Source organism: Bradyrhizobium nitroreducens, assembly GCF_002776695.1.
GTDB lineage: Bacteria > Pseudomonadota > Alphaproteobacteria > Rhizobiales > Xanthobacteraceae > Bradyrhizobium > Bradyrhizobium nitroreducens.
The window spans coordinates 5,434,586-5,451,877 of record NZ_LFJC01000003.1 but is presented as its reverse complement, the minus strand read 5'-3'; the positions used below and the strand labels follow the sequence as shown (position 1 = coordinate 5,451,877).

The following is a 17,292-nucleotide window of genomic DNA, read 5'->3' as shown; positions in this document are numbered from 1 at the left end:
AAAGAACCACGTGAGGAGAATTCTATGTTGAACCGCTTTATGATCTCGGTTGCCGCGGCCGCACTTGTCGCGGGCGCAGGTGTGGCGAACGCACAGGGCATGAAAGGCGACACCGGTGGTGCGGCCGGCGCACAGCCGACGCAACAGCAGCCGGCGCAGCACGCGCAGCCTTCGGGTGGCGCGGCGGAGCATGGCGGCGCCATGAGCCGGGACAAGGGCACCGTCGGCCAGGCCGGCGGTGCCATGAAGCCGGGCGGAGCCGCCGAGGAGAAGTCCTCGGGCGCGATGGAGAAATCCGGTGCCATGGAGAAGTCCGGCGGGATGGAGAAGTCCGGCGCGATGAACAAGAACGCGGCTGAAGAGAAGGCCGGCTCGGCCAAGGGCGAGCACGCCCAGGGCGCGCAGGACAAGTCCATGCAGGACAAGTCGAAGAGCACGATGGACAAGTCCCAAATGGACAAGTCCAAGAGCTCTGAGACAGATACCAAGAGCGGCAACATGAACGCCCAGACCAAGGGCGCGGACAGCAAGGCTGGCGACACCAAGTCTCAGACCACGACCGGCACCGCCTCTGCGACCGCTTCCGCTCCGCCTCCCGAGAAGCGGACCGAAATCTCCACCGCGATCAAGTCGACCAAGATCGAGGAGACCACCAACGTCAACTTCAACATCTCGGTGGGAGCCGCGGTCCCGGCGTCCGTCCACTTCCACCCGCTGCCGCCCCGGATCGTCGAGATCTACCCGCAGTGGCGCGGCTATGAAGTGATCTTCGTCCGCGGCCAGTACGTGATCGTCCGCCCGCAGACGCGCGAGATCGTCTACATCATCGAAGGCTAAGGCCGGATACCGGCAACCTCAGGGGGCGGGCAGCAATGCCCGCCCTTTGGCGTTGGCGCGGCAGCCATGCTTTGGACTGGTTAACAAGCAATTTCCGTAGCTTCCGCACAGGTTTTTGCACTCCGGATGAGGTACCTGAAGCCGCCTGGGAGGCCCTTCAAGGCTTCCCCTCACGCGCTTTGTTACCTATAACCCCGGCACGCCGAAGCACCTCTTTGCGGGATTGGAATGGCCGAACCAGCAACCGACACGATCCTCGTCCTCAACGGGCCGAACCTCAACATGTTGGGGACGCGCGAGCCCGAGAAGTACGGCCATGCCACGCTGGCCGACGTCGAGGCGCTGTGCCGGGAGACCGCGGCGACGTTCGGTCTCAAGGCCGATTGCCGGCAGTCCAACCGCGAAGGCGAGTTGATCGACTTCATCCACGAGGCGCATGCCCGCAAGATGAAGGGCATCATCGTCAATGCCGGCGGCTATTCGCACACCTCGATCGCACTGCACGACGCCCTGCTCGCGGTGCAGATCCCGACGGTCGAGGTTCATGTAACCAACATCCACGCCCGCGAGAGCTTCCGTCACCACTCCTATACGGCACGCGCGGCGTTCGCCTCGCTCTGCGGTTTCGGCATCGAGGGTTACCGCCTCGCCATCCAGGGCCTTGCCGCCAAGCTTGCCATCAAGCCCAAAGCCTGAAGCCCCCTCATCAAACAGAACATTCGGATCAAAGAACATGGCGCGCCAGCCAGACGACAAAGCAGCCGCAAAGTTTTCCAGCGAGGATTCCGCGCTCGTCCGCGAGCTCGCTTTGCTGCTCGATGAGACCAGCCTCACCGAGATCGAGATCGAACGCGCAGGCCTGCGCCTGCGCGTCGCCCGCAACCTCAGCGTCGCCGCGACCATGCCTATGCCGATGGCTGCCGCTCCCGCCGCCCTGCCGGTCGCCTCGGCCGCGCCTGCCGCCGCCGGACCCGACCTGTCGAAGCATCCCGGCGCCGTCAGCTCGCCAATGGTCGGCACCGCCTATTGGGCGCCGGAGCCCGGCGCCAAGCCGTTCATCGAAGTCGGAACCAAGGTCTCGGTCGGCCAGACGCTGCTGATCATCGAAGCCATGAAGACCATGAACCAGATTCCCTCGCCGCGCGCCGGCACGGTGACGCAGATCCTGGTCGAGGACGGCCAGCCGGTCGAGTACGGCGAGCCGCTGGTCATCATTGAATAAATAAGCGAATGGCGAATAGCGAATGATGCCCGTCTTGCCACTCGCTGTTCGCTACTCCCTCTTCGCCCGCTGAGGCACCATGTTCGACAAGATCCTCATAGCCAATCGCGGCGAGATCGCCCTTCGCATCCTCAGAGCGTGCAAGGAGCTCGGGATCGCCACCGTCGCCGTGCACTCCACTGCCGACGCCGACGCCATGCATGTGCGCCTGTCGGACGAGAGCGTCTGCATCGGGCCGCCGGCGTCCAAGGACAGCTATCTCAACGTGCCCGCGCTGCTCGCGGCGTGCGAGATCACCGGCGCCGACGCCGTGCATCCCGGCTACGGCTTCCTGTCGGAGAACGCGCGCTTTGCGGAGATCCTCGCCGAGCACAATCTGCATTTCATCGGTCCCAAGGCCGAGCACATCCGCCTGATGGGCGACAAGATCGAGGCCAAGAAGACCGCCAAGAAGCTCGGCATCCCCGTGGTGCCCGGCTCGGACGGCGCCGTCGGGCCCGACGACGACGCAATGGCGATCGCAAAGCAGATCGGCTTTCCGGTGCTGGTGAAGGCAGCCGCCGGCGGCGGCGGCCGGGGCATGAAGGTCGCGCACAGCGAGGCCGACCTTCTGGTCGCGCTGTCGACGGCGGCCAACGAAGCCAAGTCCGCCTTTGGCGATGCGTCCGTCTACCTCGAAAAATACCTCCAGAAGCCGCGCCACATCGAGATCCAGATTCTCGGCGACGGCCGCGGCGGCGCGATCCATCTCGGCGAGCGCGACTGCTCGCTGCAGCGCCGCCACCAGAAGGTCTGGGAGGAAGGTCCCTCGCCGGTCCTTGACGCCGCCGCGCGCGCCAAGATCGGCGAGACCTGCGCGAAAGCCATGCGCGACATGAAATATCTGGGCGTCGGCACCATCGAGTTCCTTTACGAGGACGGCGAGTTCTACTTCATCGAGATGAACACCCGCATCCAGGTCGAGCATCCCGTCACCGAGAGCATTACCGACATCGACCTCGTGCTGGAGCAGATCCGCATCGCCGCCGGGGGCGATTTGCCGGCAAGGCAGCAAGATATCCAGGTGATCGGCCATGCGATCGAGTGCCGCATCAACGCCGAGAATCCCCAGACCTTCCGCCCCTCGCCCGGCCGCATATTGCAATACCATCCGCCCGGCGGACTGGGGGTGCGGATCGATTCCGCCGTCTACCAGGGCTACACGATCCCGCCCTACTACGATTCGCTGGTCGGCAAGCTGATCGTGCACGGCAAAACCCGCGCCGAATGCCTCATGCGGCTCCGCCGGGCGCTGGACGAGATGGTGGTGGAGGGCATCGAGACCACGCTGCCCCTGTTCCGCGCGCTGGTGCGGGAAGGCGACATCATCAACGGCGATTACCACATCCACTGGCTGGAACAGTATTTGGCCGGCAAGGATCCCACCCCGCAATAAATCCCGCCCCGGCGGGAACCCTTTGGCCCCTATTGCGTTCTCGACGCGGGGACAGTTCCAAGGGGGCGTTTTGATTTCTACCGAACGTGACAGAGCGAGGCCGTCGTGACGGCCGAGGCCCAACGACGGCGCGCATTCTGGCAGATCCTGCTGATCGCGGCGGGTCTTCTGATTCTGGCCGTCATCAGCGCCGGCTCGGTCTATCTCGTCAACAAGGCGCGCGAGGACAGCAAGTGGGTGGTTCACACCATCGAGGTGGAGAACCAGATCAACAGCCTGCTGCTGGAAATCCGGCGCGCGGAAAGCTCCGCCCGGGGGTTCCTGCTGACCCAGGCAGAAGGCTTCAAAATCGACCACGAAAAGGCCGTGGAGGCGATCGTCCCGGCGCTGGACAAGCTGACACGCCAAAGCGGCGACAATCCCGCGCAACGCGAGAACGTCGAAAAACTGAGCGCTGCGATCGAGACGCGCCTCGGCCAGTTCGCCCAGGAAATGGAGTTCATCCGCCAAGGCCAGCCCGACAAGGCCGCCGCGTTGATCCGCGAAGTCGTCTCCACCGACGCCACGGCCGCCATCACCAGGATCGCAACGGGCATGATCCAGGAAGAGGAACGGCTGTTCCGGCTGCGCTCGGAAAATGCCGACCGCAGCCAGACCTTCGCTGCCTCGATGACGGGCATCGGCTCCGGCCTCGTCGTGCTGTTGGCCTTGATCTCGACCTGGCTGGTGCGGCGCTCGGCCCGCGCCCGTGACGAGGCTGAAGCGCGGCTGCGCGATGCCAACGTCAACCTGGAGTCCGTCGTCGACGAGCGCACGGCGGATCTGCGCGAGGCCAACGACGAGATCCAACGCTTCGCCTATATCGTCAGCCACGATCTGCGCTCGCCGCTCGTGAACATCATGGGCTTCACCAGCGAGCTCGAAGAGCTCGGCGGCGACATCTTCCACCGCATCGGCAGCCTTGCTCACGTTTCCGCGGAGGGCGCGCCGCTGGCCCCCGCCGGGCCGGGCGAAATCGTGCTCGACGGCGCCGACAAGCAGCTCTCGGAGGACTTTTCCGAAGCGCTCGGCTTCATCAAGACGTCGATCGCCAAGATGGACCGGCTGATCTCGGCCATCCTCAACCTCACCCGCGAGGGCCGCCGCGAATTCCAGCCCGTGAAGATCGACACGCGGGAGATGATCGAGGCCGTCGTGTCGACGCTGGCGCATCAGGCGGCGGAGGCACAGGCCGAGATTCGCCTCGAGCCGCTGCCTGATATCGTGAGCGACCGCCTCGCACTCGAGCAGATCTTCTCGAATCTGATCGACAACGCCATCAAGTACCTGAAAAGCGGCGTGCCCGGCGAGATCAGAATCCGCGGGCGGACCAAGCTCGGCTACGCCATCTTCGAGATCAGCGACAACGGCCGCGGGATCGATCCGAAGGATCACCAGCGTATCTTCGACCTGTTCCGCCGGGCAGGAACCCAGGACAAGCCCGGCCAGGGCATCGGTCTTGCGCATGTGCGTGCACTTGTGCGTCGCCTCGGCGGCACCATGTCGGTATCATCGGAACTGAACGCGGGCAGCACCTTCACCATCACGCTGCCGATCGCCTGGAATGAGAGCAACCGGAACGCAGAACGATGACCCAGCCAGTCACCATCATCATGATCGAGGACGACGAGGGCCACGCCCGCCTGATCGAGCGCAACATCCGCCGCTCGGGGGTCAACAACGAGATCGTCTCCTTCCAGAACGGCACGGATGCGATGCAGCACCTGTTCGGCGCCGACGGCTCCGGGCTCGTGCAGAAGGGCAACGCGCTCCTGATCCTGCTCGACCTCAATCTGCCCGACATGACCGGGATCGACATCCTCAGGCAGATCAAGGAAAACAAATATCTGAAGGCCTCGCCCGTGGTGGTGCTGACCACCACCGACGACAGCCAGGAAATCAAGCGTTGCTACGAGCTCGGCTGCAACGTCTACATCACCAAGCCCGTCAACTACGAGAATTTCGCCAATGCCATCCGGCAGCTCGGCCTGTTCTTCTCGGTCATCCAGGTCCCGCCCGCCGCCCCATGAACCAGCGCACGCCCACCCTGCTCTACATCGATGACGACGGTGCGCTGGCGCGCCTGGTCGATCGCGGCCTGACGCGGCGCGGCTACAAGGTCGTCCATGCCGCCAGCGGCGAGGAAGGCCTGGAGCGCATCCGCCGCGCGGTTGCCCAAGGAAACACCGATGGCGGTATCGACGTGGTCGCGCTCGACCAGTACATGCCCGGCCTCGATGGCCTCGAGACACTGGAGCAGATCATGGCGATCCCGGGCGCCCCGCCCGTGGTGTTCGTCACGGCCTCGCAGGACTCCAACATCGCCGTCACCGCGCTGAAGGCGGGCGCGGCCGATTATCTCGTCAAGGACGTCACCGGCGATTTCATACCCCTGCTCCACGTCGCGACCGAGGGCGCGCTGCGCCAGGCCGAATTGCAGAAGGCGCGCGAGGAGGCGGAAGCCGAGATCCATGCCTCGCGCGACCGCTATGCCGCCCTTGCGGCAGAACGCGAGATGCTGCTGCGCGAGGTCAACCACCGCGTCGGCAATTCGCTTCAGATCATCGCCTCGCTGCTCCACCTTCAGGCCAGCTCCGCCGCACAGGACGAGGTCAAGGCGGCGTTGACCAATGCGATGGGCCGCGTCGCCGCGGTCGCGCAGGTGCACCGCCGCCTCTACACGTCGCAGGACCTGAAGAGTGTGGTCCTGAACCAGTATCTGGACTCGCTGCTCGAGGATCTCCGCCGCTCGGCCGAAGGTAACCGGATGTCTCGCCTGACGCTGAAGGCCGAGCCGATCGAGATCGACCCGGACCGCGCGGTCGCCGTCGGCATCATCGTCAACGAGCTGGTGATGAACGCGGTGAAATACGCCTATCCCGACGGCGCCGGCCCGATCCATGTCGAGCTGAACGCACAGGGCGACGATCTCCTGCTGTCGATCACCGACAACGGCGTCGGCGACAACGTCAAGGCCGATCCGCGCTCCACCGGCATGGGCCAGCGCATCGTCGCGGCCATGGCCTCCAAGCTCGACGCCTCGGTCGAGCGCGATCCCACCCATTCCGGAACCCGGATCGTGCTGAAGTTCGGCCGCGTGACCCCAAGCCTCGGCAAGACCAGCACCGCCGCCGCGGGCTGAGCTGGCGCCCTGCTGCGCCCCATCGCAACCGCATCGCGATCCTGCTATGATTGCGCACCATGACTTCGCGTGACTCCGCTTCGTCTGAAATCACCCCGGCCGTGCTGCTGCGCGCCTACGCCTGCGGCATCTTCCCGATGGCGGAAAGCGCCGACGATCCGACCCTGTTCTGGGTCGAGCCGGAGCTTCGCGGCGTCATCCCCCTCGCCGGATTTCGCGTCGCCTCGCGGCTTGCACGCACCGTGCGCTCGGATGCGTTTCGCGTGACGGTGAACACCGCATTCAAGGCGACGATCGCCGGCTGCGCCGCGCCGCAGGAAGGACGCGAGGACACCTGGATCAACAAGCGCATCCGCGACCTCTATGGCGGCCTGTACGAGCTCGGCCATTGCCACAGCGTCGAGGCCTGGCAGGGCGATGATCTCGTCGGCGGGCTGTACGGCGTCAGCCTGGGACGCGCCTTCTTCGGCGAGAGCATGTTCCACACCGCGCGCGATGCTTCAAAGGTCGCGCTCGTGCATCTGGTCGCGCGGCTGATTTACGGCGGCTTCGAGCTGCTCGACACGCAATATGTCACGGAGCACCTGAAGAGCTTTGGCGCGGTCGAGATCTCGCGGCGGCGCTACACCGCGCTGCTCGACAAGGCGCTGACCGGCGAGCCCGGCGATTTCCTCCGGCTCTCAAACGGTGACGCGATCCCGGGCGCACGCGCGCTCGAGATCATCGCCTCGCGACAGTAGTCGATCGTTGTCTTAGAGCGTTTTCGGTTCTGATTGAATCAGAACCGAAGCTCTAGATTCTTGTTTTGACGCGTTTTCTTCACGCGAACCGGTGTCCACTTCGCTCGAAAACGCTCTCAGGTGCGATGCGATCAGAATGAAGCGCCTTCGCGCTTCATTCTGGTCTTTGAATTACTGCCGCAGGATGGCGGCAACGCAGAGCAGCACGATCAGCGCGAGGAAGAACAGGTCCATATAGGACTTGAGCTCGCCGTCGCGGCGCAGCCGGGCAACGTCGGCGACCACCTGCTTGCGCGCGCTGGTCCCGCCCGAACCGTCGTTGATCGGACCCTGAAGGCGCCGCGTCTCGGCCTCCAGCCTCTCTATCTTCTGGTAGAAGTAGAAGGCGCGCAGCGTCGAGGCCGCGCGCATGGCGGCATAGACCAGCACCAGGATCGCGACGATCGCCCGGTTCGGATATTTCTCCATGAAATTCAGGCTGAAATACACCATCGCCATGAAGGCGAAATTGGTGAGGAAGCGGTAGACGAAGCTGAGAAAAACCATGCTGGCTCAAGCCTTGAAGGGGGCAACCGGGACCGTGCTGCCCAATGCGGGATCAGGGGCCCAGACCGGAATAGCCAGCCTGATCCCTGCGGACGCCCGTCTACGCCAACATTGTTTCAGCAAAGATACCACGGCCCCGCAACTTGCCGCCTTTTAGCCACACGCCGCCATAATGCAAGGGCGCTCCCTCCCGTAACGGCTCAATGGCGATTTGGCGGAAGTCGCGATAGACTGGACGTTGCCGCCACATCCGGGGTCTGCCGATGCCGAAGAAGGGAATCACCGGCCACGACGAATGGGTTCTGACCGAGGCCCTCGCGACCGCCCTGGTCGCGCTGGAACAGCTCGAACCCAAGCACCAGCCGAACGCGCATATGGACGACATCCGCAAGATGCTCTCGAGCGGCAAGGAGCCGGCGGCGGTGAGCCTGCACCTCGCCCAGGCCAAATGCCGCCTGTTTCCCGACCTCGACCCGCTGGAGATCTACCGGGAATACGGCATCGGCGAGGAATATGGCTGAGCGGGGCGGCTTAAGGGCCGGCCCTGGCGTCGCCCGCAGACCGCCGGGGGCGAAGATGTACGGCAAAGGCATCGGCTTCGAACCACCGCGGTGCAGGCGGATCTGCAACTCGCTCCGCGCGGCTACGCCGGCGTTGCGGCCGGCGCCACGTCGAGGCGCACCGCCACGCCGTTCAGATCCGCGCTTGGCGCGGGGTAGAGTTCCATGACGAGCGGATCATGCCCGGGAACGATGTGGTCCGCGTCAGGCGCCGCGGCGCGCAGCTTGTCGAAACCCACCAGCATGTCGCCGACATGAAACGCCGTCGTGAACGGACGCTCGCTCTTCATGTTCTCGTAGAAATGGCTGACGTCGGAGGCGAGCACGACAGGGCCGCGGCGCGTATTGACGCGGACGAATTGCAGGCCGGCGGAATGTCCGCCCGCCGCATGGACCGTCAGCCCGGGCGCGATCTCGGCGTCGCCGTCGTAGAACAGCACCCGGCGGGCGTAGTTCAGCCGCACGATCCCGCAAATATCCTCGACCTCGAAGGAATGCGACAGCCTCGGATATTGCATATAGCGGCCGGTGGCATAGGCGAGCTCGCGCTCCTGGAGATGAAATCGCGCGTTCGGAAACCGGTCGAAATTGCCGGCATGGTCGTAGTGCAGATGCGTGAGGATCACGTCCTTGACGTCGGCAGGGTCGATGTCGAACGCGCGCAGCGTCTCCACCGGGCAGCGCAGGAAATTCCGCCTGCGCTGCCTGGCGATCTCCGCGTTGAAGCCGGTGTCGATGACGAAGGTGCGCCCGCCTCCCCGCGCCAGCCACATGAAATAGTCCATCGGCATCGGCCCGTCATGCGGGTCGCCGCCGATGAAGTGCTCGCTGCGCTGCGCATCGCGCGTGGCGTAGCGGATCGCAAACAGCTCGTAGTCCGGCTCAGCCATGACGTCTTCCGATCAGGGATGCGCGCTCACGAACCGGCCGCGTCGACCTCGTTGAAGGCCTCGCGCGCATTGCGGAAGGCGTCGATGCCGGCGGGCACGCCGCAATAGACGGCGACCTGGAGCAGGATCTCCTTGATCTCCTCCTTGGTGAGCCCGTTCTTCAAGGCGCCCTTCACATGCAGCTTCAATTCGTGCGGCCGGTTCAGCGCGCCGAGCATCGCCAGATTGACGATCGAGCGCGTGCGACGGTCGACACCCGGCCGCGTCCACAAGGCGCCCCAGCAGAATTCGGTCGACCACTCCGCCATCGTGCGCGTGAACTCGTCGGCCCCCGCGATCGACTTGTTGACGTAGTCCTCGCCCAGCACCTCCTTGCGAACCTTGAGGCCTTTTTCGAACAGTTCGGTCTTGCTCATGATCGTCCCTTTCAGGTCTTGAGAGTTGCTGGTTGGAGTTTGTTCAGCGCGAGGCCAATGGTGGCCGTAGCGATTGCAGGAGATTGCCGACGTCATCCGCCGCATCGAGCCGCCAGACGGCCTCGATGACGCGGTCCGCATCCCAAGCGCTTCGACCCGTGCGTACGCCGTCGCGCAACTTCGCCTCGATATCACGGTCTGACAGCGGCGCAGCCTGGCTGCCGCGCGGCGAGGTGACGGTTTCCGTGAGCACATCGCGGGAGGCCAGACGCAAGGTGACGCGCGCGGCGCCGTCAGGCATCGCGCGGTCGAGCTCCGCCTTCACCTTCAACCGCAGTTGCGCGATATCGGGCCGATCGACGGTCTCCTGCTCGAACTCGGTCACGCCGGCCGCGCCGAGCAAGAGGCCGCACGCCGTGCAATGATGGATGCTGACGCGCGCATCGCGCGCGTTGTTGACGGGGCGGTCGCCGCGGGCGAGCAGCAAGGCCGAGCCCTGCACCATCACCTGCTCGATCTGGTCGACCCGTCCGGCGATGCGCTGACGCAACCCGAGGCAGGCGTCGATCACCGCATGGAATACGATGCCGGCCGGATACGGCTTGTAGGTGTTCTTCGCGATTTCCCAGGTCTTGCCGAGACCATCGAGAAGTCTCGTTTGATCGAGCTCGTCTCCCATGGTGCGGGCCCAGCCGAGCGGCCCCTCGATGGCGCGGGGGGCCGCCTCGAAGCCCTGCTGCGCCAGCAGCGCGGCGAACAATCCGTTCCGCGCGGCGTTGCCGACGCTGACATTCTTGGCGGCACTGGGCAGGTTCTCGACATTGCCGGCCGACTGGCTCGCCGCAATGCCGATGGCGTTCGCAATCCCCTCCGCCGGCAGGCCCAGCAGCTTCGCGCACGCCGCCGCCGCGCCGAAAATCCCGCAGGTCGAGGTGATGTGCCAGCCGCGCGCATAGTGGCGCGGCGAAACCGCATTGCCGATCCGGCACTCGACATCCACGCCGAGGATGAAGGCCGTCAGCACCTCGCGCCCCGACGTCCTGCGCGTCTCCGCCAGCGCCAGCACGGCCGCGGCGACGGGCGCGGCCGGATGAATGATCGTGTCGAGGTGGGTGTCGTCGAAGTCGAGCAGATTCGCCGAGACGGCATTGAGAAACGCGGCGGACATCGCATCCATGCACCGGGCATGGCCGATGACCGTCGATGTCGCGGTGCCGCTGAACGGCGACAAGGTGCGCATCGCGGCCATCACCACCGGATCGCGCGCGGAGAGAAGCGCTGTTGCGAAGAAATTGAGGATCGAGCGCCGCGCCTCGAGGCTCTGCGACTGCATGTCTGCCCATGACGACGCCGCGACGAAGTCGGCGAGCGTCCTGCTCACGCTTGGAATCGGGGCTTGCGGCACGCGGGGCGTCTTCCTCGTTTTGTCCGGACCTTATGCCGATCCGCGGCAAACTGTCGACCCCAAATGTTATGCTTGACAGCTTGTCTGACAATCATAACAATCCCGCCCGCTGGCGCGGGGTCCCCTCGCCGCGACGATTGCGGCCGACACGGCCGGCGATCGGCACGAGATCAACGACCACAAGATCAAGAAGGCGCGCCCCATTGCGGGACCGCGCGACAGGGAGTGAACGATGGCGGGAGAAACGCTCGGCGTGATCGGCACGGGCCGCATGGGCGGTCCGATGGCGGGACGATTGATGGACGCGGGCTATTCGCTCGTCGTCTATGACACGCAAGCCGAGGCCACTCAGCCGCTGGTCAAGCGCGGCGCGCTGCTCGGCAAATCGCCGGCCGACGTCGCCTCTCGCGCCGACATCGTGCTCGCCAGCCTGCCGACACCCGACATCGTCAAGGCGGTCACGCTCGGCCAGGACGGCATCAGCAGCGGCAATCGCGCGAAGATCGTGATTGACCTGTCGACCTCGGGGCCCGGCGCGGCAAAGCTCGTCGCCGAGGGCCTGAAAGCCAAGGGCATGACGCTGGTCGATGCGCCCGTGAGCGGCGGCATCAAGGGCGCCGTCAACGGCACGCTGGCGGTGATGGTGTCCTGCCCGCAGGCGACCTACGAGACCGTGCAGCCGATCCTGAAGAATTTCGGCAAGCTGTTCTACACCGGCGACAAGCCCGGCGTGGCGCAGACCGCCAAGCTCGCCAACAACCTGATGGCGGCCGCAGCCCTCGTGATCACCTCGGAAGCCGTCGCCATGGGCGTCAAGGGCGGCGTCAACGCCAAGGTGCTGATCGACATCATCAACGCTTCGAGCGGCCGCAACAGCGCCTCCGAGGACAAATTCCCGCGCGCGGTACTGCCCGGCACGTTCGATTTCGGTTTCACCACCGGCCTCTCCTACAAGGACGTCCGTCTCTGCGTGGACGAAGCCGAGGCCATGGGCGTGCCGATGGTCTGCGGCGCGGTGGTGCGGCAGATGCTCGCGATCACCAACGCCAAATACGGCGCCTCGTCCGACTTCACCTCGATCGCAAAAGTGCTCGAGGAATGGGCCGGGGTGGAGATGCGCGGCTAAGCGCACGAACGTTCAGGGAGAGCGACCCGCGATGACGATCGGCCCGACCGGATCAGGCAAGATATCGCTCGCGCGCCAGATGGCGCGGAGCGTGCTTGCGCGCGGTCTCGGTGATTTCGCGCCTGAAGTTGTCGCGAAAGCAAAACTCTGCCTGCTCGACTTCCTGTCTTGCGCCTTCGAGGCGGGCCATCATCCCTGGAGCCGCCAGGCGGTCGCGATCGCGCAAGGCGGCGGCAATGCGACGATCGTCGGAACGTCGCAGCTCTCCTCTCCTGCTGACGCGGCCTTCGCCAATGCCGTCATGGGGCACGGCCTCGTGCGCGAAGACATGCATGCGGCCAGCATCGCGCACCACGGCGTCGTGATCTGGCCGGCCCTGCTCGCGCTGTCCGAACAGGCGCCGCTGCGCGGGGACAGACTGCTCGCGGCCGCCATCATCGGCTATGAGACCGGCGCGCGGATCGGCCGCGCGCTGCTGACCTCCGACCTCGCGCGCCTCTATCGCCCGACCGGCCTCGTGGCCCCTCCAGGCGCGGCGCTCGCGGGAAGTTTTGCGCTTGGCCTTTCGGAAGACCAGGCGACCAGCGCCATCGCGATCGCGGCCAACACCTCCAGCGGACTCAACGAATGGCCGCATGCCGGCGGGTCCGACATGTATTTCCATCCCGGCTTTGCCGCGAGCAATGCGATCAAGGCGATCGGCCTCGCCGCGGCCGGCGCGTTCGGCTCGGAGACCATCCTCGAAGGCGAAGCCGGCCTGTTCGCCGCATACCGCCGCCAGGCCGCGCCCGAGAGCATCGCGCTTTTCCCGGACGGCGAATGCGAGATCATGGCCGTCTATAACAAGCCGGTCCCGGCCTGCAATTTCGCGCAGACAGCGGCACAGGCAGCGCTTCGCGTCTCGCACGAGCTCGCCAGCGCCGAGGAGATCGACCGCATCGTCATTCGCGCGCCCGATGCCGCCGTGCGTTATCCCGGCTGCGACTCCACGGGGCCCTATCGCAACGCGCTCCAGGCCAAGATGAGTATTCCGTTCAGTGTCGCGGCGACGCTGGCGCGGGGTGAGATCGAGGAAGAGAACTACGCCGAACTCGACGATGCCGACATCATCCGTCTCGTTGCGATCACCGACCTCAAGGCAGACGCAGGCTTCACCGCCGCCTTCCCGGGCAGGCAGGGCGCGGAGGTGACCGTGCAGCTGCGCGACGGCCGGACCATCCGGCACGCTTTGCCCGACGTCATCGCGGCAACGCCTGCAGATATTCGCGCACGCTTTCGCCGCGCGGCCGCCGCCGTTCTCGACGCGGACCGCGCGCGCCGGCTCGAGCAACTGATCGACCATTGCGAACAACTTGGCAATGCCGGCGACATCGCCGCGCAATGCCGCCTCAACGCAACGGAACGGGTTTTACGATCGGCATCATAAGAAGTGCCTGATAGTACGGGGGAAACATGGTCAATTTGAAGACCAGTCTAGCATCGTCAGTGGCGAGCGCGGCCACCGCGCGGAGGCGGGGCTGATGGAAGGGTTCTTTCAAGCGCTCGCCGCGGGCCTTCTGATCGGCGCCGTCTACGGCCTGATGTGCGTGGGGCTCGGCCTGATCTTCGGCGTCATGCGCGTCATCAACTTCGCCCATGGCGATTTCATGATGCTCGGCATGTACACGGCCTTCTATCTCTTCACGGCCGCCGGCGTGCAAACGCTGTTCGGCAACACGGTCGGGCCGTTCGTCGCCATCCTGCTGGCCGGGCCCGTGCTCGCCCTGTTCGGCTATGTCGTGCACCGGACGCTGATCTCGCACGTATCAGGCACCCGCACCGCCTCGCTCGAAGGCGAAGGCCATTACGCCCAGCTCATCCTCACGCTCGGCATCGCGCTGATCCTGCAGAACGGCGGCCTCATCGTGTTCGGCTCGGTGCTGGCCTCGATCCGCACGCCGTTGTCGAGCTCGGCCTGGGAGCTCGGCCCCATCTTCGACATGAGCATCTTCCTCAACAAGGCGCGCAGCATCGACATGATCGTCTCGCTGGTCATGATGATCCTGCTCTCGCTCTTGATCACGCGCACCCGGATCGGAAAATCGCTCCGGGCCGCCGCGGACAATCCGACCGCCGCGACCTATATGGGCATCGACGTCGACCGCGCGCACCGCACCGCCTTCGCGCTCGGCTGCGGCATCACCGCCATTGCCGGCGGCCTGCTCGCGACCAACTATCCGTTCCACCCCTTCGTCGGCCTCGAATACGTCATCGTGATGTATGCCGGCGTCGTCCTCGGCGGCATGGGCAGCATCATCGGCGCGTTCTGGGGCGGCATGACGATCGGCCTCGTGCAGCAGATGTCGACGCTGATCCTGCCGACGCAATTGCAGAACGCGGCAATCTTCGCCGTCTTCCTCCTTATCATCTTCTTCCGTCCGCAAGGTTTCTTCGGGCGCGTGGTCGAGAGGACGTGACCATGCTGCGGATGCGATCCTTGCTGCCTCCCCTGCTCTTCACGCTCGCCTATGCGGTCGTGTCGCTCGGCGTCACCAACTCCTACTACCAGCTCATCCTGACGCTGGTGCCGGTGTGGTCGGTGTTCGGCCTGTCGTGGAACCTGCTCAGCGGCTATACCGGCCTGATCTCGTTCGGCCACGCCGCCTTCTTCGGCATCGGCGCCTATGCGACCGCGCTCGGGCAGATCTATTTCGACATCTCGCCCTGGCTGCTGATCCCGGTTGCGGCCATGCTCGGGGGCATCGCCGGCCTCCTCATCGGCTTTCCGACCTTCCGCCTGCAGGGCCATTACTTCGCGCTGGCAATGCTGGCCTACCCGCTCGCCATCCTCTACGTGTTCGAATGGCTCGGCTTCCAGGAGGTGACGCTTCCGATCAAGCGCGACGCACCGATCGCCTATATGCAGTTCGCCGATCCCCACTTCTACACCCTGTTGGGGCTCGCGCTCATGCTCGCCACGATCGTGCTGACGCAGGTGATCGAGCGATCCCGTTTCGGCATGGCGCTGCTCGCGATCAAGCAGAACGAGGCCGCGGCCGAGGCTGCCGGAATCAACACGCTGGCCTGGAAGCTACGCGCGATCATCTTGAGCGGAGCGATCGCGGCCGCCATCGGCGGGTTCTACGCGCAGGTGCTGCTGGTTGTGACGCCGCAATCGGTGTTCGGCATGCTGGTGTCGGCACAGGCGCTGACGGTCGCGATGTTCGGCGGCGTCGGCACGGTGTGGGGGCCGGTGATCGGCTCGGTGATCCTGATCCCCCTCGCCGAGATCCTGCACGCCGAAGCCGGCGCGCGCATCCCCGGCATTCAGGGCGTCATCTTCGGCATTGCCATCGTCTGCGTCATTCTGCTCGCGCCGGAAGGATTGTTCTGGAAGCTGCGCGATCTCCTGCGCAAGCGACGCGCGCCCAAGCCGACGATCGATGTCACGCCGGAAGCAGCTGCCGCCAATATCACTGCGCTGAAGCCTGTGGCGCGGCAGCGCGCCGCCAAGGGCGAAGTGATGCTCGAGGTGAAGAACCTCTCGCGTTCGTTCGGCGGCCTCAAGGCCGTGCAGGACGTCAGCTTCAAGCTGCACAAGAACGAGATCCTCGGCATCATCGGGCCGAACGGTGCCGGCAAGACCACGCTGTTCAACCTGCTCAACGGCTTCCTGAAGCCGAGCCAGGGCGAGGTGCTGATCGACGGCCGCAACATGTCGGGCCAGCGGCCCCATGTGATCTGCGAGGCCGGAATCGGCCGCACCTTCCAGGTGATGCGGCCGTTCCTGCGCATGTCGATCCTCGATAACGTCGTGGTCGGAGCCTATGTGCGGGCGCGCACCGACGATGAGGCCCGCAAGATGGCGGCCGACGCGGTCGCGCGCGTGGGGCTCTCCGCCGTCGCCGACCGCCTCGCCGGTGAGCTCTCGACCAAGGAGCTGCGGCTGATGGAGCTGGCCCGCGCGATCGCCGGGCAGCCGCGCATCCTGCTGCTCGACGAGACGCTCGCGGGCCTCGGCCATGGCGAGGCGGACGAGGTCGTCGCCGTGATCCAGCAGCTCGCGCGCGACGGCATGACCATCGCCATCATCGAGCACACCATGCAGGCGATGGTGCGCCTGGTCGATCGCTTCCTCGTGCTCGACCACGGCGCCGTCATTACCGAAGGGCTGCCGGAGGTGGTGACGCGCGACAGCCGTGTCGTCGAGGCCTATCTCGGCAAGAAGTGGGCGGGCCATGCTGCGAATTGAAGGATTGAGCGCGGGCTATTCCGCAAAACCCGTCCTGAACGACGTCTCGATCGACGTCGGCGCCGGCCAGTTCGTCGCGATCGTCGGGCCCAACGGCGCCGGCAAGACCACGCTGTTCAAGACGATCTCCGGCATCGTCAAGCCGAGCGGCGGCGCGATCATCTTCGACGGCGTCGATTTGCTCGCGGTGCCGCCGCCGCAGCGCGCCCATCTCGGCATCGCCCACGTCCCGGAGGGACGCCAGGTCTTCCCGTCCCTGACCGTGATGGAGAACCTGGAGATGGGCGCGATGACCGAAAGCGGCCGCCGCGACTGGCGGACCAATATCGAGCGCATCTTCGAATGGCTGCCGGTGCTGAAGGAGCGCCGCGATCAGTTCGCCGGCACGATGTCCGGCGGCCAGCAGCAGATGCTCGCGATCGGCCGCGGCCTCGCCTCCTCGCCGAAGCTTCTGATGCTGGACGAGCCCTCGATGGGGCTCGCGCCCTCGACCGCCGACTTCATCTTCGAGCGGCTGATCGAGATCCGGCGCCAGTCGGGGCTGACCATGCTGCTGGTCGAGCAGCGCGTCGCGGAAGCGCTGGAGTCTGCCGATCACGGCTATGTCCTCGAAGCCGGGCACGTCGTGCTCCAGGGCAACAACGCCACGCTGCGCGCCGACGACCGCGTGCGGAAGGCCTATCTCGGCATGTGACCAACATAA

At 65.5% G+C, this 17,292-nt stretch carries 18 protein-coding genes; 14 read left to right on the top strand and 4 right to left on the bottom strand.

All coding sequences use genetic code 11. The features are described 5' to 3' along the window. Nucleotides 1-24 precede the first annotated feature (24 nt). From TSA1_RS26270 to aat, 8 genes are all read left to right on the top strand, one after another. Nucleotides 25-837 (top strand): DUF1236 domain-containing protein, encoded by an 813-nt coding sequence (locus TSA1_RS26270; RefSeq protein ID WP_100178862.1) that lies wholly within the window; start codon nucleotides 25-27, stop codon nucleotides 835-837. Between the two features lie 228 nt (nucleotides 838-1,065). Continuing rightward, complete coding sequence (gene aroQ, locus TSA1_RS26265; RefSeq protein ID WP_092262044.1) at nucleotides 1,066-1,533, top strand: type II 3-dehydroquinate dehydratase; 468 nt, start codon at nucleotides 1,066-1,068, stop codon at nucleotides 1,531-1,533. Between the two features lie 37 nt (nucleotides 1,534-1,570). Next, nucleotides 1,571-2,059 (top strand): acetyl-CoA carboxylase biotin carboxyl carrier protein, encoded by a 489-nt coding sequence (gene accB, locus TSA1_RS26260; RefSeq protein ID WP_100178861.1) that lies wholly within the window; start codon nucleotides 1,571-1,573, stop codon nucleotides 2,057-2,059. A 79-nt stretch (nucleotides 2,060-2,138) separates the two neighbouring features. Next, nucleotides 2,139-3,494 (top strand): acetyl-CoA carboxylase biotin carboxylase subunit, encoded by a 1,356-nt coding sequence (gene accC / locus TSA1_RS26255; protein WP_100178860.1) that lies wholly within the window; start codon nucleotides 2,139-2,141, stop codon nucleotides 3,492-3,494. A 105-nt stretch (nucleotides 3,495-3,599) separates the two neighbouring features. Then, complete coding sequence (locus TSA1_RS26250) at nucleotides 3,600-5,126, top strand: sensor histidine kinase (RefSeq protein ID WP_100178859.1); 1,527 nt, start codon at nucleotides 3,600-3,602, stop codon at nucleotides 5,124-5,126. Next, nucleotides 5,123-5,563, top strand: coding sequence for a response regulator (locus TSA1_RS26245; protein ID WP_100178858.1), 441 nt, complete (start codon nucleotides 5,123-5,125; stop codon nucleotides 5,561-5,563). The genes TSA1_RS26250 and TSA1_RS26245 overlap by 4 nt, the downstream gene beginning before the upstream one ends. Beyond that, nucleotides 5,560-6,675, top strand: a complete 1,116-nt coding sequence (locus TSA1_RS26240) for a sensor histidine kinase (protein ID WP_100178857.1) — start codon at nucleotides 5,560-5,562, stop codon at nucleotides 6,673-6,675. Before TSA1_RS26245 ends, TSA1_RS26240 begins: the two co-directional genes overlap by 4 nt. Before the next feature lie 59 nt (nucleotides 6,676-6,734). Beyond that, a complete protein-coding gene (aat, locus tag TSA1_RS26235; protein ID WP_100178856.1) occupies nucleotides 6,735-7,415 on the top strand; it encodes a leucyl/phenylalanyl-tRNA--protein transferase in 681 nt (226 codons plus the stop codon). 171 nt (nucleotides 7,416-7,586) lie between these two features. On the opposite strand, the gene TSA1_RS26225 is transcribed toward aat, so the two are convergent. After that, nucleotides 7,587-7,961 carry a hypothetical protein gene (locus tag TSA1_RS26225; RefSeq protein ID WP_100178855.1) on the bottom strand — a complete coding sequence of 125 codons (375 nt, stop codon included), beginning with the start codon at nucleotides 7,959-7,961 and terminating at the stop codon, nucleotides 7,587-7,589. A 263-nt stretch (nucleotides 7,962-8,224) separates the two neighbouring features. Between TSA1_RS26225 and TSA1_RS40070 the strand changes: the two genes are divergently transcribed. After that, the gene (locus TSA1_RS40070; RefSeq protein ID WP_174719081.1) at nucleotides 8,225-8,482 is read left to right on the top strand and encodes a hypothetical protein; all 258 of its coding nucleotides are present in this window, start codon (nucleotides 8,225-8,227) and stop codon (nucleotides 8,480-8,482) included. A 122-nt stretch (nucleotides 8,483-8,604) separates the two neighbouring features. Here TSA1_RS40070 and TSA1_RS26215 read toward each other — a convergent pair whose 3' ends face one another. From TSA1_RS26215 to TSA1_RS26205, 3 genes are read right to left on the bottom strand one after another with little or no spacing between them, the layout of a single operon-like run. Then, nucleotides 8,605-9,411 carry an N-acyl homoserine lactonase family protein gene (locus tag TSA1_RS26215; RefSeq protein ID WP_100178854.1) on the bottom strand — a complete coding sequence of 269 codons (807 nt, stop codon included), beginning with the start codon at nucleotides 9,409-9,411 and terminating at the stop codon, nucleotides 8,605-8,607. A 26-nt stretch (nucleotides 9,412-9,437) separates the two neighbouring features. Further along, on the bottom strand, nucleotides 9,438-9,827 hold the full coding sequence (locus TSA1_RS26210; protein WP_008557256.1) for a carboxymuconolactone decarboxylase family protein: 390 nt from the start codon (nucleotides 9,825-9,827) through the stop codon (nucleotides 9,438-9,440). A 43-nt stretch (nucleotides 9,828-9,870) separates the two neighbouring features. Further along, a complete protein-coding gene (locus TSA1_RS26205; RefSeq protein WP_245448413.1) occupies nucleotides 9,871-11,208 on the bottom strand; it encodes an MmgE/PrpD family protein in 1,338 nt (445 codons plus the stop codon). Nucleotides 11,209-11,464: 256 nt separating this feature from the next. Between TSA1_RS26205 and TSA1_RS26200 the strand changes: the two genes are divergently transcribed. From TSA1_RS26200 to TSA1_RS26180, 5 genes are all read left to right on the top strand, one after another. Further along, nucleotides 11,465-12,358, top strand: a complete 894-nt coding sequence (locus TSA1_RS26200) for an NAD(P)-dependent oxidoreductase (protein WP_100178852.1) — start codon at nucleotides 11,465-11,467, stop codon at nucleotides 12,356-12,358. Between the two features lie 31 nt (nucleotides 12,359-12,389). Further along, complete coding sequence (locus TSA1_RS26195) at nucleotides 12,390-13,784, top strand: MmgE/PrpD family protein (protein ID WP_100178851.1); 1,395 nt, start codon at nucleotides 12,390-12,392, stop codon at nucleotides 13,782-13,784. A 94-nt stretch (nucleotides 13,785-13,878) separates the two neighbouring features. After that, complete coding sequence (locus TSA1_RS26190) at nucleotides 13,879-14,814, top strand: branched-chain amino acid ABC transporter permease (RefSeq protein WP_100178850.1); 936 nt, start codon at nucleotides 13,879-13,881, stop codon at nucleotides 14,812-14,814. Between the two features lie 2 nt (nucleotides 14,815-14,816). After that, nucleotides 14,817-16,589: an ABC transporter permease subunit gene (locus TSA1_RS26185; RefSeq protein WP_174719080.1), complete on the top strand. Its 1,773-nt coding sequence runs from the start codon at nucleotides 14,817-14,819 to the stop codon at nucleotides 16,587-16,589. After that, complete coding sequence (locus TSA1_RS26180; RefSeq protein WP_100178848.1) at nucleotides 16,576-17,283, top strand: ABC transporter ATP-binding protein; 708 nt, start codon at nucleotides 16,576-16,578, stop codon at nucleotides 17,281-17,283. The genes TSA1_RS26185 and TSA1_RS26180 overlap by 14 nt, the downstream gene beginning before the upstream one ends. Nucleotides 17,284-17,292: the final 9 nt, after the last annotated feature.

Excerpts from the sequence above, each read along its gene's own strand:
- TSA1_RS26270 (WP_100178862.1), top strand. The coding sequence starts at position 25 with ATGTTGAACCGCTTTATGATCTCGGTTGCCGCGGCCGCACTTGTCGCG.
- aroQ (WP_092262044.1), top strand. The coding sequence starts at position 1,066 with ATGGCCGAACCAGCAACCGACACGATCCTCGTCCTCAACGGGCCGAAC.
- accB (WP_100178861.1), top strand. The coding sequence starts at position 1,571 with ATGGCGCGCCAGCCAGACGACAAAGCAGCCGCAAAGTTTTCCAGCGAG.
- accC (WP_100178860.1), top strand. The coding sequence starts at position 2,139 with ATGTTCGACAAGATCCTCATAGCCAATCGCGGCGAGATCGCCCTTCGC.
- TSA1_RS26245 (WP_100178858.1), top strand. The coding sequence starts at position 5,123 with ATGACCCAGCCAGTCACCATCATCATGATCGAGGACGACGAGGGCCAC.
- TSA1_RS26240 (WP_100178857.1), top strand. The coding sequence starts at position 5,560 with ATGAACCAGCGCACGCCCACCCTGCTCTACATCGATGACGACGGTGCG.
- aat (WP_100178856.1), top strand. The coding sequence starts at position 6,735 with ATGACTTCGCGTGACTCCGCTTCGTCTGAAATCACCCCGGCCGTGCTG.
- TSA1_RS26225 (WP_100178855.1), bottom strand. The coding sequence starts at position 7,961 with ATGGTTTTTCTCAGCTTCGTCTACCGCTTCCTCACCAATTTCGCCTTC.
- TSA1_RS40070 (WP_174719081.1), top strand. The coding sequence starts at position 8,225 with ATGCCGAAGAAGGGAATCACCGGCCACGACGAATGGGTTCTGACCGAG.
- TSA1_RS26215 (WP_100178854.1), bottom strand. The coding sequence starts at position 9,411 with ATGGCTGAGCCGGACTACGAGCTGTTTGCGATCCGCTACGCCACGCGC.
- TSA1_RS26210 (WP_008557256.1), bottom strand. The coding sequence starts at position 9,827 with ATGAGCAAGACCGAACTGTTCGAAAAAGGCCTCAAGGTTCGCAAGGAG.
- TSA1_RS26200 (WP_100178852.1), top strand. The coding sequence starts at position 11,465 with ATGGCGGGAGAAACGCTCGGCGTGATCGGCACGGGCCGCATGGGCGGT.
- TSA1_RS26195 (WP_100178851.1), top strand. The coding sequence starts at position 12,390 with ATGACGATCGGCCCGACCGGATCAGGCAAGATATCGCTCGCGCGCCAG.
- TSA1_RS26190 (WP_100178850.1), top strand. The coding sequence starts at position 13,879 with ATGGAAGGGTTCTTTCAAGCGCTCGCCGCGGGCCTTCTGATCGGCGCC.
- TSA1_RS26185 (WP_174719080.1), top strand. The coding sequence starts at position 14,817 with ATGCTGCGGATGCGATCCTTGCTGCCTCCCCTGCTCTTCACGCTCGCC.
- TSA1_RS26180 (WP_100178848.1), top strand. The coding sequence starts at position 16,576 with ATGCTGCGAATTGAAGGATTGAGCGCGGGCTATTCCGCAAAACCCGTC.